A 22,691-nucleotide genomic window follows, 5' to 3' on the forward strand; every position below is an offset into this window, starting at 1 on the left:
ATCCGCGGCGATGAGCACCGAGGCTCGAAAACCGCCGGCCCAGATCGCGCTGAAGATCAGGCGCGTTCTGGGCGGCAAGGCAGGCTGGAACGGCGTCGCCGTCCAGTTTGCCTTCGCGGCGATCCTGGGCTGGATTGGCTATGAGATCGTCTCCAACGCCCGGGCCAACCTCGAAAACCAGCACATTGCCGCCGGCTTCGGCTTCTTGCGGAACAATGCCGGCTTCGACGTCAACCAGACGCTGATCTCCTACACCGGCTCGGACACGTTCCTGCGCGTGTTCGTGGTCGGGCTTTTGAACACGCTCGTGGTCTCGGTGGTGGGCATCTTCTTCGCCACCGTGATCGGCTTCATCGTCGCGCTGTGCCGGCTGTCGCCCAACTGGCTGTTGTCGCGCGTCGGCGAGATCTATGTCGAGATCGGCCGCAATCTGCCGGTGCTGTTCCAGATCCTGTTCTGGTACCTGGCGGTGCTCGCGGCCCTGCCAAATCCCCGGCAGAGCATTTCGCTGCTTGGCATCGCCTTCATCAGCAACCGTGGGCTCGTCATTCCGCGCCCGATCGGCGAGGGCGGCTTCGAGCCGTTCCTGGCGATGCTGGTCCTCGGCATCGTCGCTTCGCTGGTTTTGCGCTTCTATGCGCGGCGGGCGCTATTTCAGCGCGGTCAGATGATCCGGATCTGGCCCTATGTGCTGGGCCTGCTGTTCGGGCTGCCGCTCGCGGCCGTGCTGGTGTTCGGCCTGCCCTTCACCTTCGAGCTGCCGCAGCTCAAGGGGTTCAATTTTGCCGGCGGCTCAAGAGTCATCCCGGAATTCGTGGCGCTGACGCTGGCGCTGTCGACCTATACCGCGGCCTTCATCGCCGAGATCGTGCGCGCCGGCATCCTGTCCGTCCACTCCGGTCAGATGGAAGCGGGATCCTCGCTGGGGCTGAGCCGCGGCACCACGTTGCGCCTGATCGTCGTGCCGCAGGCGATGCGCGTGATCGTGCCGCCGCTGACCAACCAGTATCTCAACCTCACCAAGAACTCTTCGCTGGCGGTCGCGATCGGCTATCCCGACCTCGTCTCGGTGTTCGCCGGCACGTCGCTGAGCCAGACCGGGCAGGCGATCGAGATCATTGCCATGACGATGGGCGTCTACCTCCTGATCTCGCTGCTCACGAGCGCCGTCATGAGCGTCTACGGTTGGCGCGTCAGCCGGAGTCTGGGCGCATGAGCGACATCATCTCGTCGGCCTATGTCCGCCGGGACCTGCTCACCGAGCGTCCCGCGCCGGTCAAGACCACGGGCTTCATCGGCCTGATGCGCACGCGCCTGTTCAATTCGCCGACCAACATTTTGCTCACGATCGTGGGCGCCTTGCTGCTCTGGTTCACCGTCATTCCTGCCGTCAAGTTCCTGATGGTCGATGCGGTCTGGACCGGCAAGGATCGCACGGCGTGCCTGACCGAGAATGCCGGCTTTACGGTCGGCGCCTGCTGGCCCTTCATCCAGGCCAAGCTGCCGCAATTGATCTACGGCTTCTATCCCGAGGCCGAGCGCTGGCGGGTCAACCTCTCGCTGATCCTGGCGGCGGCTCTGCTGCTGCCGCTGCTCATTCCGCGCCTGCCGGCGAAAGGACTGAACGCAAGTCTCTTCTTCTTCGCCTTTCCCGTGGTGGCGTTCTTTCTGCTGCACGGCGGCGGCATCACCGGGTTCGGCCTGAGCTGGACGGCCGGCCTGCTGCAATTGTTCGACGACAGCATCATCGGCGCCGGGCAGGCTCTGCTCAGTCTCGCCAAGACCTCAGCCATCGCACCGCTCTTCTGGCTGGCCGGCAATCTCATCGTGCTGGTCGGCAGCGCGATCTACTGGCTGATCTTTCCGCTGACCTGGCTGCGTGACCAGCTCCAGGGAACGGGCCAGTCGGTCTGGGCCGATTTCGCCATCACGGCGGCGGTCGTCTCCCTGATCGCCTTCGTCGCCGGTGGCGGCGTTCGCACCGGCGGCCGGGCGCTGACATCCAGCATCGGCACCTTCATCGCGATCGCGGTCGTGATCAAGCTGATGGGGCTCGATCACGGCGGCCTGCCGGTCGTGACCACGAATCTGTGGGGCGGGCTCCTGGTGACGCTGGTGGTCTCGGTGACCGGCATCGTCACCTCGCTGCCGATCGGCATCGCGCTGGCGCTCGGCCGCCGCTCGACCATTCCGCTGATCCGGATCTTCTCGATCGCCTTCATCGAGTTCTGGCGCGGCGTGCCGCTGATCACCGTGCTGTTCTTCGCGACCTACATGCTGCCTTTGTTCCTGCCGGGCAATTTCACGGTCGACGGTCTGGTGCGCGCGCTGATCGGCATTTCGCTGTTCACGGGCGCCTATCAGGCCGAGAACGTCCGCGGCGGGCTGGCCGCGATCCCGCGCGGGCAGGGCGAGGCGGCGGCCGCTCTGGGCCTGTCCTGGTGGAAGACGACCTCGCTGATCGTGCTGCCGCAGGCGCTGCGCCACGTCATTCCGAACCTCGTCAACAGCTTCATCTCGCTGTTCAAGGACACGTCGCTGGTCTCGATCGTGGCGCTGTTCGACCTGCTGGGCTCGCTCAGGGCGTCGTTCTCGGATCCGAAATGGTCGACGCCGTCGACCGCGTTCACCGGCTTTGCCTTCGCCGGGATCATCTACTTCATCTTCTGCTTTGGAATGTCGCGCTACTCGCTCTTCGTCGAGCACCGCCTCAACGCTCACCGTCGCAACTGATCGAGGTCATCATGTCCGACCCCATCGTCAAGATTTCCGGCCTCAACAAATGGTACGGCGAGTTCCACGTGCTGCGCGACATCGACCTCGAGGTCAAGAAGGGCGAGCGCATCGTGATCTGCGGCCCCTCAGGCTCGGGCAAGTCGACGTTGATCCGCTGCATCAACGCGCTCGAGGAATTCCAGGAGGGCGAGATCGTCGTCGACGGCATCGAGCTCGGGCCGAACCTGAAGCACGTTGATGCGGTCCGCCGCGAGGTCGGCATGGTGTTCCAGAGCTTTAATCTGTTCCCGCATCTGACCGTCCTGGAGAACTGCACGCTGGCGCCGATCTGGGTGCGCAACATCCCGAAGAGGGACGCCGAGGTCAACGCGATGAAATTCCTGGAGCGGGTCAAGATCCCGCACCAGGCCAACAAGTTTCCGGGACAGATGTCCGGCGGCCAGCAGCAGCGCGTCGCGATCGCACGCGCGCTGACGATGAACCCCAAGGTGATGCTGTTCGACGAGCCGACCTCGGCGCTCGACCCCGAAATGGTCAAGGAAGTGCTCGACACCATGGTCGACCTCGCCGAGGAGGGCATGACCATGCTGGTTGTCACCCACGAAATGGGCTTCGCCCGCGAGGTCGCCAACCGCGTCGTGTTCATGGATGCGGGCCAGATCATCGAGGCCAATACGCCGAACGAGTTCTTCGCCGCCCCCCAGCACGCGCGGACGAAGCTGTTCTTGAGCCAGATCTTGCGGTGACCCCGTAGGGTGAGCAAAGGCGCCTTTGCGCCGTGCCCACCATCCGTCCGCAGTCTCCGGCAAGCAAGGTGGGCACGCTTCGCTTTGCCCACCCTACGGCTACGGCACCGCGGCTTGCCTCAACTTGAGCCGGACTTCGAAATCCGGGCGGCCGCAACCCTCCCGGCCTAGACGAACGGCGGCTTGATGTTGCTGCGCTTCTCCAGCCATTCCGGCACCGGCAGGTTCTTGGCGCGCATGAAATCCGCATTGAACAGCTTCGACTGATAGCGGCTGCCGGAATCGCAGAGCACGGTGACGACGGTCTTGCCGGGCCCGAGCTGTTTCGCGAGTCGTATCGCGCCGGCGATGTTGATGCCGGTGGAACCGCCGAGGCACAGGCCTTCGTGCTGGAGCAGCTCGTAGATCACCGTGACGGCTTCCGCGTCGGGAACGAGATAGGCGTCATCCACCTTGGCGCTCTCGACGATTGCGGTCGCACGGTTGAGGCCGATACCTTCCGTGATCGAGCCGCCCGGCGTCGCCTTGGCGTCGCCGCTCCGGAAATATTCGAACATGCCGGCGCCATGCGGATCGGCGCAGGCGATCCGGACGTCCTTGTTCTTCTCTTTCAGATAGCGACTGACGCCGGCGAGCGTGCCGCCGCTGCCGACCGAGCAGACGAAGCCGTCGACCTTGCCTCCGGTCTGCTCCCAGATCTCGGGGCCCGTCGACTCGTAGTGCGCCTTCGCATTGTCGAGGTTGTTCCACTGGTCTGCGAACAGCACGCCATTGGGCTCGGTCTTGCGCAGCTCGTCGGCGAGCCGGCGGCCGACATGCTGATAATTGTTAGGATTGGCATAGGGCAGGGCCGGCACCTCGATCAGCTCGGCGCCGCACAGCTTCAGAAAATCCTTCTTCTCCTGGCTCTGCGTCTCCGGGATCACGATCAGCGTGCGGTAACCGCGCGCGCTCGCCACGACCGCGAGGCCGATTCCGGTGTTGCCGGCGGTCGCCTCCACCACGAGACCGCCCGGCTTGAGCTCGCCGCGCTTCTCGGCCTCCAGGATCATCCATTTGCCGGCGCGGTCCTTCACCGACTGGCCCGGATTCATGAACTCGGCCTTGCCCAGAATGGTGCAGCCGGTCAGTTCGGAGGCGCGCTTGAGCTTGATGAGCGGGGTGTTGCCGATGGCTTCGACAACGTCATTTTTGATGGTCATGTCAGGCAATTACCGGCTGGATCATAGGGTGGGCGCGACCCTAAAGTAGGGTGGCGGGCCTTACAAGCGACCCTTGCAAGGCGAGCCCGCAAACTCTTATTGCTGCTTTGCGAAGATGACTTGCCGGACGTCGATATTTCCGGACAGGAATCCGGCCTCGCAATAGGACAGGTAATACTCCCACAGCCGCCGGAACCGGTCGTCGAAGCCGAGCGGCACGAGGCCCGGCCAGGCCGTCTGGAAGTTATTCCGCCAGGTGGCCAGCGTCTTGGCATAATCCTGCCCGAAGATGCGCTCGCGAATGACGGGCAGGCCGAACCTGTCGCCGAGCGACTTGAGCACGGCGGGCGAGGGCAGCATGCCGCCGGGAAAGACGTAGCGCTGGATGAAGTCCACCTCGCGCCGGTAGCTCTGGAACAGCCTGTCCTGGATGGTGATCGCCTGGATGCCGGCGAGGCCGCCGGGCAGCAGCCGGTCCCGCAACTGGGCGAAATATTTCGGCCAGAACTGCTCGCCGACGGCCTCGATCATCTCGATCGAGGCGATGCGGTCGTAGCGGTCGCATTCGTCGCGATAGTCCTGAAGACGGATCTCGACCTTGTCGGCAAGGCCCGCCTCGTGAATGCGCTTCTGCGCAAAATCGCGCTGCTCGGTCGAGATCGTGAGGCCCACCACGCGCGTGCCGAAGGTCTTTGCGGCGAACTCGGCGAAGCCGCCCCAGCCGCAGCCGATCTCGAGCAGCGTCTGGTCCGGCTTCAGGTCGAGCGCCTCGGCGAGCCGGCGGTATTTGTTGGTCTGGGCTGCCGTGAGATCGGAGGTGCTCTCCTCGAACAGCGCCGAGGAATAGGTCATGCCGGGATCGAGCCAGGCCGAATAGAACGCGTTGCCGATGTCGTAATGGGCATGGATGTTGCGCCGCGCCTGACGGCGGGTGTTGCGGTTGAACCAGTGCTGCAGCAGTTGGACGAACCGCATCAGCGGCTTGTCGTTCAGCATGGCCTGGATCAGATCGTGATTGACGCAGAACAGGTAGAGGAATTGCGTCAGGTCCGGCGTATCCCAGTCGCCGGCGAGATAGGCCTCCGCGATGCCGATGTCGCCGCCGTTGATGAGGCGCGACGCGAAGCCGTAATTGTGCAGTCGCATCGCCGCATTCGGGCCCGGCTCCTGGCCGCCGAGACGGATCACGCGTCCGTCGGGCAGGGTGACGTCGAGCGTTCCTCGCCGCAGCCGCGCGCCAAAACTGAGTGCGAGCCGAACGATGCGCGGCAGATCGGCGAGCACTGTGTCTATGGTGTCTGACGTCACCGAGATGGTATGCGACATCGGCAGATCCATCACCTGAACGGATACTGTCCGACCGCGAGCCAGGCGCCCCCATACGCCTCATATCGCTGGACCCGAGGGCGCCCCGCAAACGGTCAGCGTCGAATCATGCGCATGATATAGGTGCGCGCTGCGCCGGTCGCCAAGGGGCTGGCGGGGTACCTCCGGCAGTCCACCGCCGTGTGCACAGCGCAATTGCGGGCCAGCACCCGATCATAGCGCGCCGTGCGCTCAGCCAAGGCCGGGGAAGCTGCGGTGCGCCGCGGCGCAGGTTTCGGTGGAGCGCCTGGCGGGACCGGTAGCTCTGGCGTCGGCGTGGCGGCAATATCACATGAAATCTTGGTAAGCTTGAATGCGCCTCGGAGCGAGGTTGGAATACAAAAAAGCCCTGTGACACAGGTATATTTTGTATTTGCGTGAGTTCGACATCGACGCATTCGAGGCCGCATTTCGCAGGTGCGGGACTGTCCCCCTGTTCCGCGCCCCGCTAGTATGAACTTCAGGTTCCGCAGAAAGCATCACGGCTGTGAACGAGTTACATAAACGCCCCCGGCCGTCCCGCCACGAATCGGTTAATCCGGCTCTGCGGTGGCGGATCTATCTGCCCGGCGGGGGGTGGATGTGACACAGGATGGTCCTGCGGTCGCCATGAGGCGATCTCCCGGCCTTACGTTCCGGACGTCGCGCGCGGCGCGATGGGCTGCCGTGGCGTGCCTTGCCGCCAGTTCAGGCGCCTGCGTGCTGACGCAGGATTTGCCTGATCCCGCACTCGATGTTCCCGCGCAGTACAAATACGCGGGCAAGCCGGATGCGCCGCCGTCGCTGGATTGGTGGCGCGGCTTTCGCTCCGCGGAGCTGACGCAACTGGTGGAGGAGGCGCAGACCGTCAATCTCGACATCGCCGCCGCCGTCTCGCGCATCGTCCAGGCCGACGCCCAGGCGCGGCAGGCGGGCGCTGCGCTGCTGCCGAGCCTGTCGGGCGGCGGATCGGAAACCTATTCACGCACCTCGGGTTCGAGCGCCTCGGGCCTGTCCATCGGCGGCCGCGAGGTCGTCAACTATTCGGCGTCGCTGAGCGCGAGCTACCAGCTCGACTTCTGGGGCCAGAACCGCGATGCGCTGCAATCGGCGGAAGAGACGGCGAATGCCAACCGGTTCGATCGTGACGTCGTCGCGCTCACGACGCTGGCAGGCGTTGCCAACGCCTATTTCCAGGTGCTGGCCTCGCAGGACCGGCTGCGCACCGCCCAGAGCAACATCGCCAGCGCGCAGCGGATCCTTGATGCCATTCGCGAGCGCCGCAAGGCCGGCACCGGGACCGATCTCGACGTCGCCCAGCAGGAGAGCGTGGTCGCCAACCAGAAGGCGCTGGTGCCGCCGCTGCGCCAGACGCTCGACCAGAACGTCAACGCGCTCGCCGTGCTGGTGTCGCGGCCGCCGGAGAGCGTGCGCGTGCTCGGCGGCACGCTGAACAAGATCGCGATCCCGCGCGTCACGCCCGGCCTGCCGTCGGAGCTTTTGACGCAGCGGCCCGACATCCGCCGCCAGGAGGCACAGCTCGCCTCGGCGACCGCGAACATCGGCAATGCCCGCGCGCAGTTCTTTCCGACGATCCAGCTCACCGGCAATGGCGGCTATCAGAGCTCGGCGCTGGTCTCGCTGTTCCAGCCGCATGCGGCCTTCTTCCAGCTCGTCGGCAGCGCCACGCAGCCGATCTTCGACGGCGGCAAGATCCTCGGCAATTTCGAATTCGCCAAGGCGCGGCAGGACGAGTTGCTCCAGACCTACCGCAAGACCATCATCCAGTCGTTTGCGGACGTCGACAACGCGCTGTATTCGATCAAGCAGACCACGATCAAGCTACAATTGCAGCGCGATGTCGTTACCTCGTCGAAGCGCGCCTTCGATCTCGCCGAGCAGCAATTGCGCGCCGGCACGGCCGACATCGTGACTGTGCTGAACGTCCAGCAGACACTATTTCAGGCCGAAGATGCGTTGTGGCAGGCCCAACTCGCACGGCTTCTCGCCATCGTCAGCCTGTATCAGGCGCTCGGCGGCGGCTGGGAGCCGCGAATGGAGAAACCGGTCAATGCTCTTTAAGCCGGATACGAAGGAAGGCGCGAAAGAAGGGACGGCGAAGAAATCGCGCGGCCGCGGCTTCGTCATGACCCTGATCACGCTCGCCATCCTTGGCGGGCTCGGCTATTTCGGCTGGACCGTCTGGCACCAGCAGCCGCAGCAAGCGAATGGCCGCAACCAACGGCCCGATCTGCCGGTGCCGGTGCTGGCGGCGACGCCCCGCATCCAGGACGTCCCGGTCTATCTCGACGGCGTGGGAGCGATCCGCGCGCTCAACACCGTGACCGTGCGCTCGCAGGTCGACGGCAAGCTGATCGCCGTGAAATTCACCGAGGGCCAGGACGTCAAGAAGGGTGACGTGCTCGGCGAGATTGATCCCGCGCTCTACCAGGCGACGTACGACCAGGCCGTCGCCAAGAAGGCGCAGGACGAGGCCCAGCTCGCCAACCAGCGCATCGATCTCACGCGCTACGAGCAGTTGGCTGCCTCCAACGCGGGCTCCAAGCAGCAGGCCGACACCCAGCGCGCCGCGGTCGCGCAGACCGAGGCGCTGGTCAAAGCCGATCAGGCCGCGATCGACAATGCGACGGCGACGTTGAGCTACACCAAGATCGTGGCGCCGCTTTCGGGCCGCGCCGGCCTGCGGCAGGTCGACCAGGGCAACATCATCCACGCCGCCGACGCCACCGGCCTCCTGGTGATCACGCAATTGCAGCCGATCGCGGTGTGGTTCAGCCTGCCGCAGCAGCAGATCATGCGCGTCAACGCAGCGGCGTCGAAGGGCACGCTCGCGGTCGACGTGTTCGGCAATGACGGCATCACCGTGATCGACACCGGCAAGCTGACCGGCATCGACAACCAGGTCGACCAGACCACCGGCACGCTCAAGCTCAAGGCGGAATTCCCCAACGCCAATTATCAGCTCTGGCCGGGCCAGTTCGTCAATGTCCGCCTCAAGGTCGAGACCTTGATGCAGGCGCTGGTGGTGCCGACATCGGCGGTGCAGCGCGGACCGATCGGCACCTTCAGCTACGTCATCGGCGAGGACAATGTCGTCTCCGCCAAGCCGGTGACCGTGACCCAGCAGAACGAGCATGACGCCGTCATTGCCAGCGGCTTGTCGCCGACCGACAAGGTCGTCACGACGGGCTTTGCCAATCTGTCCGACGGGTCCAAGGTGGTCGTCGGCCGCGATGACCAGACACCGTCGGCCGATCTCGCCCCGCGCAAGCGCACGCGCGGCCCGGACGGCCAGAAAAAGGATGGGCAGGCCAAGGACGGGCAAAAGGACGGACAGGGCAAGGACGGCGAGCACCGCGCCAAGCGGAGCAGCAGTGAAGGCGACCAGAAGGGGCAGACCGGACCGGCATCGGGGCCGGGGGCATCGGGACCTGGAGCCAAGCAGCCATGATCCCGACAACAGCCGCCTGAGCGGCAGGCATATCCCATGGGCGTCTCCGAACCCTTCATCCGCCGCCCGATCGCGACCTCGCTGCTCGGCATCGCCCTGCTGATCGGGGGCGCGCTCGGCTATTTCTCGCTGCCGGTCTCGGCGCTGCCGCAGGTCGATTTCCCGACCGTGCAGGTGTCGACGCAGCTTCCGGGCGCGAGCCCCGACGTGATCGCCTCGCTGATCACCGCGCCGCTGGAACGGCAGCTCGGCCAGATCCCGTCGCTGACGGCGATGAACTCGACGAGCTCGTTCGGCGTCAGCCAGATCTCGCTCCAGTTCGATCTCAACCGCGACATCGACGGCGCGACCCAGGACGTGCAGGCCGCGATCAACGCGGCGGCCGGCGTGCTGCCCAAGACGCTGCCCTATCCGCCGACCTACGCCAAGGTGAACCCGGCGGACGCACCGGTGATGACCCTGGCGCTTCGCTCCGACACGATCTCGCTGCGGGCGATGAGCGACATCGCCGACACGCTTCTGGCGCAGCGGCTGAGCCAGATCTCCGGCGTCGGCCGGGTCTCGGTGCTAGGTGGGCTGAAGCCGGCCGTGCGCATCCAGGCGGATCTGGCGCGCCTTGCCGCCTATGGCATCGCCATGGAGGATCTGCGCACCGCGATCTCCAATGCCAACGTCTCCGGGCCAAAAGGCTCGCTCGACGGCGCGCAGCAATCCTACCTCATCGCCGCCAACGACCAGATCGCCGCTGCCGACGCCTACAAGCCTGTTATCATCGCCTACCGCAACGGCTCCCCGGTCACGATCGGCGACGTCGCGCAGATCGTGGATGGCCTGGAGAACGACCGCACCGGCGGCTGGTACCAGGGCACGCCGGCGGTCATCATCGACATCCAGCGCCAGCCCGGCGCCAACGTCATTGATGTCGTCAGCCAGATCCGGGCGGAAATCCCAAAAGTCCAGCGCGCCATTCCGGCCGGCGTGAACCTCACCATCGTCTCCGACCGCACCGTCACGATCCGCGCCTCGGTCCGCGACGTGCAGTTCACCCTGATCCTCAGCGTCGTCTTGGTGACGCTGGTGGTGCTGCTGTTCCTGCGCTCGCTGCGGGCCACGCTGATCGCGGGCGTCGCGCTGCCGCTGTCGCTGATCACCAGCTTCGGCATCATGTATTTCGCCGGCTTCAGCCTCGACAATCTGTCGCTGATGGCGCTCACCATCGGCACCGGCTTCGTCGTCGACGACGCCATCGTCATGATCGAGAACATCGTCCGCCACATGGAGAACGGCGACAGCGCGATGGAGGCCTCGCTGAAGGGGGCCAGCGAAATCGGCTTCACCGTGATCTCGCTGACGGTGTCGTTGATTGCGGTGTTCATCCCGCTGCTGTTCATGTCCGGCCTCGTCGGGCGCATGTTCCGCGAATTCGCGCTGACGCTGACGATCGCGGTCGTGACCTCGGCCGTGGTCTCGCTGACGCTGACGCCGATGATGTGCTCGCGGCTGCTCAAGCACGCCCATGAGGAACTGGCTGTGCCGGGATTGGCCGCGATCAGCCGCTTCATCGATCGCACCGTCGAGTTCTATCACCGGACGCTCCTCTGGGTCCTGGAACGCCAGCGCGCCACGCTGCTCGTGACGTTCGCCACGCTGGGCGCGACCCTCGTCCTCTACGTCGTCGCGCCAAAGGGCTTTCTGCCGCTTCAGGACACCGCATCGATCACGGCGGTGACGGAGGCGGGACCCGACGTGTCGTTCACCGAGATGCAGAATCGGCAGGCCGAGGCGGCCGATGCCATCAAGGCGGACCCTGATGTGGTCGGCGTGGTCTCGGTGATCGGGGCGGGCTCGGTCAACCCGACCACCAATGTCGGGCGCCTGGTCATGACCTTGAAGCCGCGCGGCGAGCGGCGCGACGACGTCAGCGCGGTCGTGACCCGGCTGAAGGAACGGGTGTCGGCCATCCCCGGCATGACCGTCTATTTCCAGCCGGTGCAGGACGTGCAGATCTCGACCCAGTCGAGCCGTTCGCAGTACCAGTACACGCTGACCGGGACCGACGCGACGCTGGTGTCGGAATGGGCGCGCAAGCTCGTTGCCGAGATGCGGCGCGATCCGCTGTTCCGCGACGTCTCCTCGGAGGCGCAGGAGGGCGGCCTGCGGGCGCAGCTCGATGTGGACCGGACCCGGGCCGGACAGCTCGGCGTGAGCCTGCAAGGAATCACCGACACGCTCAACGACGCGTTCGCGCAGCGGCAGATCTCGACCATCTACGGCCAGGCCAACCAGTACCGCGTGGTGCTGGAAGCGCTGCCGATGTACCAGCGCGATCCCTCGATCCTGTCGAAGCTGTATCTGCCGGGCGCGGCGAGCAGCATCGTGGGCGCGCCCAACGCCCAGGTGCCGCTCTCGGCCGTGGCGACCCTGAAGCGCACCACGGCGCCGCTCGCGATCTCGCACCAGGCGCAATTCCCGTCGATCTCGCTCAGCTTCAACCTCGCCCCGGGCGCCGCGCTCGGCGATGCCGTCGAGGCGGTGAAGACGATCGAGACCCGGATCGAGATGCCCAACAGCATCGTCGGCGTCTATGCCGGCGATGCCGCCGAATTCGCCAAGGCGCTCGCCGGCCAGCCCTGGCTGCTGCTCGCCGCCGTCATCACGATCTACATCGTGCTGGGCGTGCTCTATGAGAGCTACATCCACCCGATCACCATCCTGTCGACGCTGCCCTCGGCCGGCGTCGGCGCGATCCTGGCACTGATGCTGTGCGGTCAGGACCTCTCGGTGATCGGCCTGATCGGCATCATCCTGCTGATGGGCATCGTCAAGAAGAACGCGATCATGATGATCGACTTCGCGCTCGAGGCCGAGCGCAGGCAGGGGATGTCGCCGAACGAGGCGATCGTGCAGGCCTGCCTCTTGCGCTTCCGTCCGATCATGATGACGACGCTGGCGGCGCTGTTCGGCGCGCTGCCGCTCGCGATCGAGAGCGGCACCGGCGCCGAGCTGCGCTTTCCGCTCGGCATATCCATCATTGGCGGCCTGCTGCTGAGCCAGCTTCTGACGCTCTACACCACGCCCGTGATCTACCTGGCGCTCGACCGCATCAACCGTCGCCTCGAGCAGGCGCTGCCGCCGGCTGAATCCGGCGGCCCGCCGGTCGCGGGCGCAACCGAGGGGATGCAGTGATGGCATCGATCTCGGAGCCCTTCATCCGCCGGCCGGTCGCGACCACGCTGCTGTCGATCGGGTTGTTCCTGCTGGGTGTCGTCGCCTACGAGTTCCTTCCCGTCGCCTCGGTCCCGAACGTCGACTTCCCCGCCATCTTCGTGTCGGCCAGCCGGCCGGGCGCCGACCCGTCCGTCATGGCGGCGACGGTGGCCTCGCCATTGGAGCGTCGGCTCGGCGAGATCGCGGGCATCAACCAGATCACCTCGACGTCGTCGCTCGGCACGACCAGCATCCAGCTGCAGTTCGACATCGGTCGCAACATCGACAAGGCCGCACGCGACGTGCAGGCGGCGATCAACGCGGCGCTGATCGACCTGCCGAGCGACCTGCCGACGCTGCCGCGCTTCCGCAAGGCGAACACGGCCGGCGCGCCCGTTTTCGTGCTGGCGCTGACCTCGAAGACGCTGTCGGCCAGCGCGATCTACGACGTCGCCGATACCGTGCTCGCGCAGCGCATCTCGCAGGTGCCTGGTGTCGGTGACGTGACGGTGAGCGGCGCCGACCAGCCGGCGGTGCGCGTGCAGCTCAACCCCGTCGCATTGTCCAACGCCGGCATCGCCACCGACGACGTCAGGACCGCGATCATCAACGCCAACCCGCTTGGTCCCGTCGGCATCTTCAACGGCGAGCGCCAGAGCGAGACGCTGTCGCTGAACAAGCAGATGCGGACGGCGAAAGAGTTCCGCGACATCATCATCAAGAGCTCGAACGGCAATTTCGTCCGGCTGTCCGACGTCGCCGACATCGAGGACTCCGTCCGCAACGCTCGCTCGATCGCCTGGTTCAACAAGCAGCCGGCCGTGCTGATCCAGATCACCAAGCAGGGCGACGCCAACGTCATCGACACCGTCGACCGGGTGAAGGCGCTGATCCCGGCGCTGAAGCAATGGATCCCGGCGGGTGTCGATATTTCCACGCTGGTCGATCGCACCAGTACGATCCGCGCCAGCGTGCTCGACATGCAGTGGACGCTGCTGGCAACCGCTGTCCTCGTAATGGTCGTGGTGTTCGTGTTCCTTCGGCGGCTGACGCCGACGATCGCGGCCGGCATCTCCGTGCCGCTGGCGTTGGCCGGGACCTGTGCCGGGATGTGGGTCGCGGGCTTCTCGATCGACAATCTGTCGCTGATGGCGCTGGCGATCTCGGTCGGCTTCGTGGTCGACGACGCCATCGTCATGATCGAGAACATGTACCGCAATCTCGAACATGGCATGCGGCCGCTCCAGGCGGCGCTCGTAGGCGCCCGGCAGATCGGGTTCACCGTGGTCTCGATCAGCCTATCGCTGATCGCGGCTTTCACGCCGTTGATCTTCATGGACGGCATCGTCGGCCGCCTGCTGCGCGAGTTCTCGCTGACGCTGACCTTCGCGATCCTGGTCTCGACGCTGGTGTCGCTGACGGTCACGCCGATGATCTGCGCCCATTACATCCGGCAGACCACGTCCGGGACCGCGACGCTGTTCGATCGGCTGATCGAAGGCTCGCTGTCACGCGTCGTCACGTTTTACGCCCGCAGCTTGCGCACCGTGCTGCAATATCCGCTGCTGACGCTGCTGGTGTTCTTCGCCACCATCGGCCTCACGGTGACGCTCTACATCAAGGTCCCCAAGGGCTATTTCCCGACCGACGATTCCGGCTTCGTCATCGGCGCGACGCGCGCCTCGGCCGACATCTCGTTCCAGTCCATGCTCGGCCTGCAGCAGCGGCTCGCCGACATCGTGATGCAGGATCCGGCCGTGGCCGGCATCGGCTCGACGGTCGGCAGCGGAGGCGGGCCGGGGGGAGCGACCTCGAACCGCGGCACCATGTTCATCAGCCTGAAGCCGCCGGAGGAGCGTGACCACGTCTCGACGCAGGTCGTGATCGACCGTCTCAGGCGCGCCCTGTACCCGGTGCCCGGCATCCGCCTGTTCATGTTCGCCGCCCAGGACGTCCGCGCCGGCGGACGGCAGAGCGATTCCGACTACCAGTACACGCTGACCAGCACCGACCTTAGCCTGCTCCAGAAATGGGCGCCGATCGTGGCCAAGCGCATGGAGAGCGTCGAGGGCATCACGGATATTTCCAGCGACCGCGATCCCGGCGGGCTTCAGCTCACGCTCTCGATCGACCGCCAGAAGGCCTCGGCGCTCGGCGTCAAGGTCCAGGACATCGACAACGCGCTCAACAACGCATTTTCGCAGCGGCAGATCGGGATCATCTACACTCAGCGCAACCAGTATATGACCGTGCTGGAGATCGACCCGAAATTCCAGGTCGACCCATCCAACCTCGATCGCATCTATGTCGCCGGTGCCAATGACGCGCAGGTGCCGCTGTCGGCCGTGGTGCATGCGACGCGCGGGCTCGCTGCGCTGGCGGTCTACCATTCGCAGGGGTTTCCCTCGACCACGGTATCGTTCAACCTGATGCCGGACGTGCCGCTCCAGACCGCGACCCAGAACGTGCAGCGCGCGATCGAGGAGCTGCACATGCCGGAAGGCATTCGCGGCAGTTTTGACGGCAATGCCGGCGATTTCGCCAGGACCAGCGGCCGGCAACCGCTGCTGATCCTCGGTGCGCTGGTGGCGATGTATATCGTGCTCGGCGTGCTCTATGAGAGCCTCGCCCATCCGCTGACGATCATCTCGACGCTGCCGTCCGCCGGGCTCGGCGCACTGCTCGCCTTGCAGCTCACCAACACGCCGCTGACGGTGATCGCCTTCGTCGGCATCATCCTGTTGATCGGCATCGTCAAGAAGAACGGCATCATGATGGTGGACTTCGCGCTCGATGCCGAGCGCCAGCGCGGCCTGTCCTCGGCGGAGGCGATCTTCGAGGCCTGCCAGGCGCGCTTCCGCCCCATCCTGATGACGACCATGGCGGCGCTGTTCGCCGGCATTCCGCTGGTCATCGCGACCGGTCCGGGCACGGAGCTGCGCCGTCCGCTCGGCATCACCATCATCGGCGGCCTGTTCGTCTCGCAGATCCTGACGCTCTACACGACGCCCGTGATCTACCTGCTGATCGACCGCCTGCGCCGCCGTTCCGAGCCCCGTCCGCTCGCCGCGCCCGCGGAATAGGCCAAGTATCGCGCACGTTCCGACACCGTCAGTCGGCTCGATCCCCTAACATTTGATGTTGTCAACTTAACATCTGTTCTCATAAAGGCTGTTACTTCTCATTTCTGTCAACAAAGCTCGTTACAGAACGGAACGGGCGCGGCCTTCGCTCGTCGCGCCGCCCGAAGCTATTGCATTCGAACGGAATCCCGCCCCGAGAACGTGTGACGTGCTTGGGAATCCTTGCGGGCGAGCGGAAATCGGCTGGCTCGTGGTGTCTTGGAGTGATTGGCCAAATGGCTAATACGGTCGGATCGCACTTTTTCCCGGAGATTGCGGCGGGTGGATTCTCTCGGGTTGATGGCACGGTTCAGTTCTGGCAGCGGGTCGGGGCCTTGGTTGGCCAGGATTCCATCGTGCTGGACTTTGGCGCCGGACGAGGCGCCGGCCAGAGCGAGGATTCGGTCGCCTACCGGCGCAGTCTGCGGTCGTTGAAGGGACGGGTGCGCGAGCTCGTCGGGGTGGATGTCGACCCGGCTGTCACGACCAACAAGGCGCTGGATCGGGCGTTCGTGATCACACCCGATGGAGAGCTACCGATCGCCGATCACTCCATCGACGTGATCGTATCGGATTTTGTGTTCGAGCATCTCCAGGATCCTGCCAGAGCCGCCGGTGAACTCGACCGCGTGCTCAAGCCGGGCGGCTGGATCTGCGCGCGAACGCCCAACCGCTATGGATACATCGCACTCGCCAACCGGATGATCCCCGACCAGTTGCATGCCCGCATCATCCAGTCGGCCCAGGACGACCGCAAGGGCGAGGATGTCTTCCCGGCCGTCTATCGGCTGAACACTGCCGGCGCGTTCAAACGGCATTTTCCCGCCTCCCGATACGATCTGTATGTGATCCCGTGGGACGCGGAGCCGGCCTATTATTTCGGATCGAAGCTGCTCTATTCGCTGTTGCTTGCGGTTCAGCACTGCACGCCGGCTCCGTTCAAGACGGTGTTGACGGCGTTCATGCGCAAACGCCCCGTGCCGTGAGCCCGACAGCCAAGTTACGCCGGGCTCAAGCTGCCGTACACCTCGTTGCGAAGACGAAAGAGCGCACGGGACGAAAGGCCTTCGAGCGCGGAACGTCACGCAACGCAGCAGCCTTGTAGAAAGATCGTAACCTCCAAGACGTCACCAAGTCCGAGCGATAACGTCATTCGGCGGTCAACTGGGGCGTGTATTAGGGCCTGACCACCACACTTCATGACCATCGCCTCCCAATCCCCATCCCGTTGATCGGCACTTGCACTCGCCTTTTTGCGAGTGCGACGCGGTCGTTACCAACGAAGAGCAATCAAAATGCCCGTACCTGCAACCGGCTTCGATGTCGATCTCTCGCTTTATGACGAATTTTCCCGGTACCCCGATGGTTCGATCCAGGGGCAAGCGCCGATCGTAGGGCAAATTGGAAAGAGTCCGGAGAGGTCCCGCCGACGATCGATCACCACTATCTCGTCAGCAAGGCTCAGAACGGTCAAAGGCCTGGCTACCTCTATTCGATCCAGCCTACTCCAGTTAACGAACTTGGATGCGACATCGTGTGGTCCGGGGGCTCCGATATGACGAGGCTCCCAATGACATTGACGATCTCGCCCGACACCACGACACTCACGCTCACCAGAATGCTCCATTTTAACTTCGGACCCACGGGGTTTTCTCTCAGCTTCGGAGATGCGGTCGGGGCTGGTGCGCCGCTCGCCGGGGTCACCGCGGGGAGCTGGACAGTGCCGATGAAGAACGACGGCACGACGACCTATCGCGTGAAGATGGCGGTTCGCGGCAACGGCGTTGTGATCTTCGGTCCCAATGGCGAGGTGTTCGGCTGGAGCGACACGCGTGTGTCTCAGTTTACGGGTGGCCTATGCTTTCTCGAGCCGACACTTCAATATCAAAACGACAGCCCCGGCCTGAACGCCATGGTCAAGCGAGCCTGGGCCGTGAGCCGCAACAGCGACAATCCGCCCAGCCCGTATGCGACCAACGACGATTTCGCCGCATTTGGAAATTATTTCTTCTACGGCCGCGTCGTAGGCGCGCTCAACCGGATGGGTGAGGTCGATATTGGATTCATCGTCCCCACGTTCTCGTTCCCGCAAATTCAGTTCGGCCCGCAGAACATCATTACGTCCATCCTGTCTGATGTTTCGATCGGCGCGGACAAAATTTCGTCCGTGGACTTCATCCCGGTGGGCACGCCGATATTGATCGATCCGGGCCCCAATCGGGAAGACCGCACCACGACGGCCTACACCGTCGCCTCTGACGGTTTAAATCCTCCGCAGCATGTGTGGTATGATCTCACAATTGATAAGGCGTTGGATAAGGCGCATGCTGCTGGGGCGATCGTACAGTGTGCCGCGCCTTCCAAGATGTCGTACACGGTGATCTACAACCAGATCAGCCAGGTCCTGCAGTTTCCGGTTGATGCCGACCGCTCGGTGTCGTTCGGCAAATTTGCGTTCGCTGCCGAGCTCGATCCCAACCGCAATGTCATCGGTCACCGACTCTACCTCGACGTCGACGGGCCAGACGCGGGCTTCATCACGTCGAACACGGGGCGCGTTCGATTGGGTGCAACCAATACGTTTGCGACTGGCCGGGGCGGTACTCCGCCGACGGGCAATCTCATGATCGGCGATCAGTTCTATGACACCAGCCTCGGAATTCCGATCTGGTACGCCGGTAAGGACAGTGAAGACAACGACCAGTGGAAGAACGCCGCCGGAGCAGTTGTTGTGTCCATTGCTCCCTAGTGAAGTAGTCGGATTGCTCTCGACATGCACGCGAAACGACCGCCTTCGGGCGGTCTTTTTGTCTGCCGAGGACGACGAAGATCCGGCGGCAGCCACTGCCGAGTCCACGCAAGGCCGGGTTGTTGAAGCGCCGCTTCGAGCGTATAGCGGCGGTCATGTCCAATCCCCCAGTCGCCGCCGCCGCTTTGCCCGATCCGATCCCCGAATGCCCGCACTGCCAGAAGCCGATGCCGCTGTGCATCTGCGACAGTGTCACGCCCATCAAGAACCGGCTCTCGCTCCTGATCCTCCAGCATCCGCAGGAGCAGGACAGGGCGCTCGGCACCGCCCGGCTGCTTGCGAAGCACTTTGCCGATGCCACGGTGCGGGTCGGCCTGTCCTGGTCGAGCCTGTCCAAGGCGCTGGCGCGGCCGGTCGAGAACGCCTCGCACTGGGCCGTGCTCTATCTTGGCTCGGCGCGCGCGGCCGATCTGGAGGCCGAGGGCGAGATCCTGGCGCTCAACCGCAAGGGCGAAGTCGCGGAGAACCAGCGCTCGATCCTCGGCAAGCTCGAAGGCGTGGTGCTGCTCGACGGCACCTGGAGCCAGGCCAAGGCGCTGTGGTGGCGCAATCCCTGGATGCTCAAATGCCAGCGCGTGATCCTCAACCCGGCGCATCCCTCCCGATACGGACGCCTGCGCAAGGAGCCGCGGAAAGACGGGCTGTCGACCATCGAGGCGGCCGCGACCATCCTGGCCAGTCTTGAGAAGCGCCCCGATATCGCCGAGACGCTCAATGCCAGTTTTGAACGGATGTTGACGCGCTACCGCGAGGTTCAGGCCGAAATGCCGGAATTGGCGCCAAAACCGCCGGTCAAGGACCGCCGGCGCGGTGTCCGGCGCAGCAAGCGCAGCTGACTCGCGCTTAAATCCTCCGTACGGTTGATTGCCCCGCGCGAGACGGGCGGGTAGAGACGATCGGCCGATGGGCCGCGAACTGTTATCTTCGCAGAATCGGAAAGCCGGAAGCGGAAGGGGCAGTCGAATTCAGGCCGCGGCGAAGGAAATCCTTGCACAGGCGGCGCGGCCCGATCGATGGGGCACGCTCGCGCTGATGGACATTTCGCTGCGCTACCGGCGCACCGTGATCGGCCCGCTCTGGATCACGCTGACGCTCGCCGCGACGATCGCAAGTGTCGGCACGGTCTACGCCGCACTGTTCAAGCAGGACATCGCGGGGTTCCTGCCGCCCTTCGCCGTCGGCTTGATCGTCTGGACCTTGATCGCGACGACGCTCCAGGAAGGCTCCAGCATCTTCGTGGCGTCGGGCCACCTGATCAAGGCCGTGCCGGCGCCGCTGATCGTGCATGTGCTCCAGATGATCGCGCGCAACGTGCTCATCTTCGCGCATCATCTGGTGATCGTCGTGCTGCTCTACATCGTGATGCCCTGGCCGCTGCATGGGAGCATGCTGCTCGCGGTGCCCGGCTTTGCGATCCTGCTCATCGTTCTGCTCGGCGGTTCGGTCGCGCTCGGCATGCTCTGCGCGCGCTTTCGCGATATCGGCACGGCGATCGTCAGCGGCCTGCAATTCATCTTCTTCCTGACGCCGATCATCTGGACCGAGGACGCCCTGCGCGGCACCGCGTTCTACTGGCTGATCCGCGCCAATCCGTTCGCGACGCTGCTCGACCTCGTGCGCAGGCCGTTGCTGTCGCAGCCGACCGATCCGGAGCAATGGCTGCTCGGGGCGATCTATGCGATCGTCGTAGCCGTCATCGCCTTCGGCTGCTACGCGAAATACCGCCACCGCGTGGCGTATTGGCTGTGAGGCGCGCATGAGCCTTGCTGCCCACATCGTGCTTCGCAACGTTTCGGTCAAATTTCCGGTCCTGTCGTTCCGCGACCGTTCGCTGCGCAGCCGCTTCGTCAGCGCGGTGACGCTGCGCCGGACGTCGGCGGTGCCGCACATCGTCTCCGCGCTCAACGACGTCAGTCTCGACATCCGCGCCGGTGACCGCGTCGCCATCATCGGCGCCAACGGCGCAGGCAAGACCACGCTGCTGCGGGTTCTCGCCGGCATCTATCATCCGACCGCGGGCAGCGTGGACGTGCTCGGCCGCTGCCTGTCGCTGTTCGACCTGTCGGCCGGCTTCGACGAGGAAGCGACAGGTTACGAGAACATCGTGCGCCGCGGTCTCGTGATCGGCGCACGGCGCTCCGAGATCGATGCGCGGCGGGCGGAGATCGCCGAGTTCACCGAGCTCGGTGACCGGCTCGACCTGCCGCTGCGGACCTATTCCAGCGGCATGATGCTGCGGCTGATCTTCGCGGTCGCAACCGCCGTGGAAGGCGAGATCGTGCTGCTCGACGAATGGATCGGCGTCGGCGACCAGCAATTCCGCCGGAAGGCGCGGCAGCGGCTCGACGAGATCGTGGCCCGTGCCGGCATCCTGGTGCTGGCCTCCCACGACATCGAGCTGATCCAGAGCACCTGTAACCGCGCGATCCTGCTCGAGGAAGGGCGGATCACCGCGGCCGGCCCGACCGATGCGATTCTTGCGAAATATCTCGCCGGCCCGGGCGGGTGCAAGGCGTAAACGCCCGGTCGGGGTTGCCTAAGCCATTGATCCCCTATATTGCTCCGCCCTTACGGGGCCACGTGGCGGAGTGGTTACGCAACGGTCTGCAAAACCGTGTACACCAGTTCAATTCTGGTCGTGGCCTCCATAACAACCTCCTGATATTTCATCATAAATTTTGCTCACCGCGCGTTCCGCGGAGCACGCGATTGAGGCCTGCTAGGCCGTGCACACCGGGTTTGCCCGGGGCTTGGCGGACACCAGCGATTCAGGCCCGATGGCATAGACTTCGCATCTGCGAAGTGATGCGTCACGAACCCCTGGAGCTGGAGAGCACGTGAGCGACGTCGTCCGATTTGTCCCGAAATCCGAGCTGGAGCGGGCTCGCCTCATTCGCGAGGCCCGTGCGATCTATGACAGCATCTTTCCGCCGGCCGCACCCGACCGGGTGCCGCAGGACGGCGAGGAGCGGGTCAAGACCTGATCGGCGCCGCGCCGTTCCGGCGTATGGCCGATAGCAAAACGCCCGCGGGAGCGGGCGCATCGGTTGACGTTGAAAGTGGCCTCAACCGGCCGCGTACCAGCCGTCCGGAAACGGCAGAAGGGGCCAGGCGCCCTCATTGTCATTGGCGGCTTTGGGCGTTGCGACGTACGACCACGAGCGGGGCACGAATTCCTCCTCCGGCTCGGGCGCGAAATCTTGATAGACCATGGCGTCCCGGACGGCATCCAGCAGCAAGTTGAATTCGGCTTCGCTCATCGCACCCTCGCAGAACGCGGATGGCGCAATGTCGCAAAGCCGGTTTGTCACCCGATTGAGCCGATCGTTCGCATTTTAGCGACCCGGCGATCGGGCTCCGATTGGTTAGCGATTCCTTAAAATCCCCGCGGAACCGTACGTTCCTCCCGTCCGGCCTCAGTGTGAAAGAGATCACATCCCCCGCGATTTATTTCTCCTACCCCTCGCCACGACACCGGCCAGCGAAGGGCGGGGCAAGGCGGACGGGAGACTTGGTCATGAAGGCAAGGTTCTTACGGTTTGCAGGTGCGAAGAGCCGGGCGCGCCGCGCCTCGACGGTCGGGCTGTTCCTGGTGCTGTTCGCCACCGTCGCTCAGGCGCAGCAGGGAACGGCGGAGCAGCGCCGGGCCTGCACCCCCGACGTCTACCGGCTCTGCGCCGGCGAGATCCCCAACGTCCGCGCCGTCACGGCGTGTCTGCGCCGTAACCGGTCAAGCTTGAGCGAGGCTTGCCGCACCGTCTTCGACCAGGCCGGCGGCTGACATAGCCGCCCTGTGGGTTTGTGCGCAGCAAGTGGCTCGTGCGGCCTCGCGAATCCGGCATAGTCGGCCTGTGGATATGCTGCGGACAGGCTGTGGAAAGCGGTGAGATGCTGTGGATGTCGTCCACAGATGCGTCTGCCCCGCGCCTCATTTCCGTCAGCGAACGTCATATCTCTGTCAAATATCCTGACTGATTGATTCTCCGACCGTGCAGATTATTGCGTCGTGCGAGATCATTTGGTTTTCCCGAATTCGGAATTGCGTGCCGCAGG

16 protein-coding genes, 1 tRNA gene and 1 pseudogene are annotated in these 22,691 nt (G+C 64.7%); 15 read left to right on the forward strand and 3 right to left on the reverse strand.

The genetic code is table 11. From position 1 onward, the window contains the following. Window positions 1–10 precede the first annotated feature (10 nt). The 3 genes from AC0L3X_RS04330 to AC0L3X_RS04340 are packed head-to-tail and all read left to right on the forward strand — an operon-like array spanning window position 11 to window position 3,482. The gene (locus tag AC0L3X_RS04330) at window positions 11–1,216 is read left to right on the forward strand and encodes an amino acid ABC transporter permease (protein ID WP_063983421.1); all 1,206 of its coding nucleotides are present in this window, start codon (window positions 11–13) and stop codon (window positions 1,214–1,216) included. Then, a complete protein-coding gene (locus AC0L3X_RS04335; protein WP_063983420.1) occupies window positions 1,213–2,733 on the forward strand; it encodes an amino acid ABC transporter permease in 1,521 nt (506 codons plus the stop codon). Before AC0L3X_RS04330 ends, AC0L3X_RS04335 begins: the two co-directional genes overlap by 4 nt. A gap of 11 nt (window positions 2,734–2,744) precedes the next feature. Further along, window positions 2,745–3,482 (forward strand): amino acid ABC transporter ATP-binding protein, encoded by a 738-nt coding sequence (locus tag AC0L3X_RS04340; protein WP_063983419.1) that lies wholly within the window; start codon window positions 2,745–2,747, stop codon window positions 3,480–3,482. A gap of 167 nt (window positions 3,483–3,649) precedes the next feature. Here AC0L3X_RS04340 and AC0L3X_RS04345 read toward each other — a convergent pair whose 3' ends face one another. Both AC0L3X_RS04345 and AC0L3X_RS04350 read right to left on the reverse strand, forming a co-directional pair. Further along, entirely contained in the window at window positions 3,650–4,684 is a 1,035-nt protein-coding gene (locus AC0L3X_RS04345) for a cysteine synthase A (RefSeq protein WP_063983418.1), read from the reverse strand. A 96-nt stretch (window positions 4,685–4,780) separates the two neighbouring features. Further along, window positions 4,781–6,010 (reverse strand): SAM-dependent methyltransferase, encoded by a 1,230-nt coding sequence (locus AC0L3X_RS04350; RefSeq protein ID WP_063986386.1) that lies wholly within the window; start codon window positions 6,008–6,010, stop codon window positions 4,781–4,783. A gap of 648 nt (window positions 6,011–6,658) precedes the next feature. On the opposite strand from AC0L3X_RS04350, the gene AC0L3X_RS04355 reads away from it, so the two are divergent. The 11 genes and pseudogenes from AC0L3X_RS04355 (at window position 6,659) to AC0L3X_RS04405 (ending at window position 21,622) form a co-directional block, all read left to right on the forward strand. Continuing rightward, window positions 6,659–8,110 (forward strand): efflux transporter outer membrane subunit, encoded by a 1,452-nt coding sequence (locus AC0L3X_RS04355; protein ID WP_245328438.1) that lies wholly within the window; start codon window positions 6,659–6,661, stop codon window positions 8,108–8,110. Further along, a complete protein-coding gene (locus tag AC0L3X_RS04360) occupies window positions 8,100–9,500 on the forward strand; it encodes an efflux RND transporter periplasmic adaptor subunit (protein WP_354131353.1) in 1,401 nt (466 codons plus the stop codon). Before AC0L3X_RS04355 ends, AC0L3X_RS04360 begins: the two co-directional genes overlap by 11 nt. 36 nt (window positions 9,501–9,536) lie before the next feature. Continuing rightward, window positions 9,537–12,686 (forward strand): efflux RND transporter permease subunit, encoded by a 3,150-nt coding sequence (locus AC0L3X_RS04365; protein WP_063983415.1) that lies wholly within the window; start codon window positions 9,537–9,539, stop codon window positions 12,684–12,686. Then, the gene (locus AC0L3X_RS04370) at window positions 12,686–15,790 is read left to right on the forward strand and encodes an efflux RND transporter permease subunit (protein WP_063983414.1); all 3,105 of its coding nucleotides are present in this window, start codon (window positions 12,686–12,688) and stop codon (window positions 15,788–15,790) included. Before AC0L3X_RS04365 ends, AC0L3X_RS04370 begins: the two co-directional genes overlap by 1 nt. Window positions 15,791–16,002: 212 nt before the next feature. Further along, entirely contained in the window at window positions 16,003–16,815 is an 813-nt protein-coding gene (locus AC0L3X_RS04375; RefSeq protein WP_354097820.1) for a class I SAM-dependent methyltransferase, read from the forward strand. Between the two features lie 584 nt (window positions 16,816–17,399). Next, window positions 17,400–18,578: a hypothetical protein gene (locus AC0L3X_RS04380; protein ID WP_473316270.1), complete on the forward strand. Its 1,179-nt coding sequence runs from the start codon at window positions 17,400–17,402 to the stop codon at window positions 18,576–18,578. 155 nt (window positions 18,579–18,733) lie between these two features. Beyond that, window positions 18,734–19,474 (forward strand): tRNA-uridine aminocarboxypropyltransferase, encoded by a 741-nt coding sequence (locus AC0L3X_RS04385; protein WP_283016435.1) that lies wholly within the window; start codon window positions 18,734–18,736, stop codon window positions 19,472–19,474. Window positions 19,475–19,670: 196 nt separating this feature from the next. Further along, complete coding sequence (locus AC0L3X_RS04390) at window positions 19,671–20,387, forward strand: ABC transporter permease (RefSeq protein WP_335622588.1); 717 nt, start codon at window positions 19,671–19,673, stop codon at window positions 20,385–20,387. A 163-nt stretch (window positions 20,388–20,550) separates the two neighbouring features. Continuing rightward, window positions 20,551–21,156: pseudogene (locus tag AC0L3X_RS04395) on the forward strand (ABC transporter ATP-binding protein); the annotation flags it as partial. Between the two features lie 56 nt (window positions 21,157–21,212). Next, a tRNA-Cys gene (locus tag AC0L3X_RS04400) sits at window positions 21,213–21,286 on the forward strand. Between the two features lie 189 nt (window positions 21,287–21,475). After that, entirely contained in the window at window positions 21,476–21,622 is a 147-nt protein-coding gene (locus AC0L3X_RS04405) for a hypothetical protein (RefSeq protein WP_167767891.1), read from the forward strand. Window positions 21,623–21,703: 81 nt separating this feature from the next. On the opposite strand, the gene AC0L3X_RS04410 is transcribed toward AC0L3X_RS04405, so the two are convergent. Further along, the gene (locus AC0L3X_RS04410; protein ID WP_014495402.1) at window positions 21,704–21,898 is read right to left on the reverse strand and encodes a hypothetical protein; all 195 of its coding nucleotides are present in this window, start codon (window positions 21,896–21,898) and stop codon (window positions 21,704–21,706) included. 257 nt (window positions 21,899–22,155) lie between these two features. Here AC0L3X_RS04410 and AC0L3X_RS04415 point away from each other — a divergent pair, with 257 nt between their 5' ends. Then, a complete protein-coding gene (locus AC0L3X_RS04415) occupies window positions 22,156–22,419 on the forward strand; it encodes a hypothetical protein (protein ID WP_283016438.1) in 264 nt (87 codons plus the stop codon). Window positions 22,420–22,691: the final 272 nt, after the last annotated feature.

This window comes from Bradyrhizobium sp. MI1.7 (assembly GCF_055811795.1).

What these genes read in the sequence shown, in the direction of transcription:
- AC0L3X_RS04380 (WP_473316270.1), top strand. Translation starts at nt 17,400, where the DNA reads ATGACATTGACGATCTCGCCCGACACCACGACACTCACGCTCACCAGA.
- AC0L3X_RS04335 (WP_063983420.1), top strand. Translation starts at nt 1,213, where the DNA reads ATGAGCGACATCATCTCGTCGGCCTATGTCCGCCGGGACCTGCTCACC.
- AC0L3X_RS04370 (WP_063983414.1), top strand. Translation starts at nt 12,686, where the DNA reads ATGGCATCGATCTCGGAGCCCTTCATCCGCCGGCCGGTCGCGACCACG.
- AC0L3X_RS04390 (WP_335622588.1), top strand. Translation starts at nt 19,671, where the DNA reads ATGGACATTTCGCTGCGCTACCGGCGCACCGTGATCGGCCCGCTCTGG.
- AC0L3X_RS04365 (WP_063983415.1), top strand. Translation starts at nt 9,537, where the DNA reads ATGGGCGTCTCCGAACCCTTCATCCGCCGCCCGATCGCGACCTCGCTG.
- AC0L3X_RS04415 (WP_283016438.1), top strand. Translation starts at nt 22,156, where the DNA reads ATGAAGGCAAGGTTCTTACGGTTTGCAGGTGCGAAGAGCCGGGCGCGC.
- AC0L3X_RS04355 (WP_245328438.1), top strand. Translation starts at nt 6,659, where the DNA reads ATGAGGCGATCTCCCGGCCTTACGTTCCGGACGTCGCGCGCGGCGCGA.
- AC0L3X_RS04340 (WP_063983419.1), top strand. Translation starts at nt 2,745, where the DNA reads ATGTCCGACCCCATCGTCAAGATTTCCGGCCTCAACAAATGGTACGGC.
- AC0L3X_RS04385 (WP_283016435.1), top strand. Translation starts at nt 18,734, where the DNA reads ATGTCCAATCCCCCAGTCGCCGCCGCCGCTTTGCCCGATCCGATCCCC.
- AC0L3X_RS04345 (WP_063983418.1), bottom strand. Translation starts at nt 4,684, where the DNA reads ATGACCATCAAAAATGACGTTGTCGAAGCCATCGGCAACACCCCGCTC.
- AC0L3X_RS04410 (WP_014495402.1), bottom strand. Translation starts at nt 21,898, where the DNA reads ATGAGCGAAGCCGAATTCAACTTGCTGCTGGATGCCGTCCGGGACGCC.
- AC0L3X_RS04330 (WP_063983421.1), top strand. Translation starts at nt 11, where the DNA reads ATGAGCACCGAGGCTCGAAAACCGCCGGCCCAGATCGCGCTGAAGATC.
- AC0L3X_RS04350 (WP_063986386.1), bottom strand. Translation starts at nt 6,010, where the DNA reads ATGTCGCATACCATCTCGGTGACGTCAGACACCATAGACACAGTGCTC.
- AC0L3X_RS04360 (WP_354131353.1), top strand. Translation starts at nt 8,100, where the DNA reads ATGCTCTTTAAGCCGGATACGAAGGAAGGCGCGAAAGAAGGGACGGCG.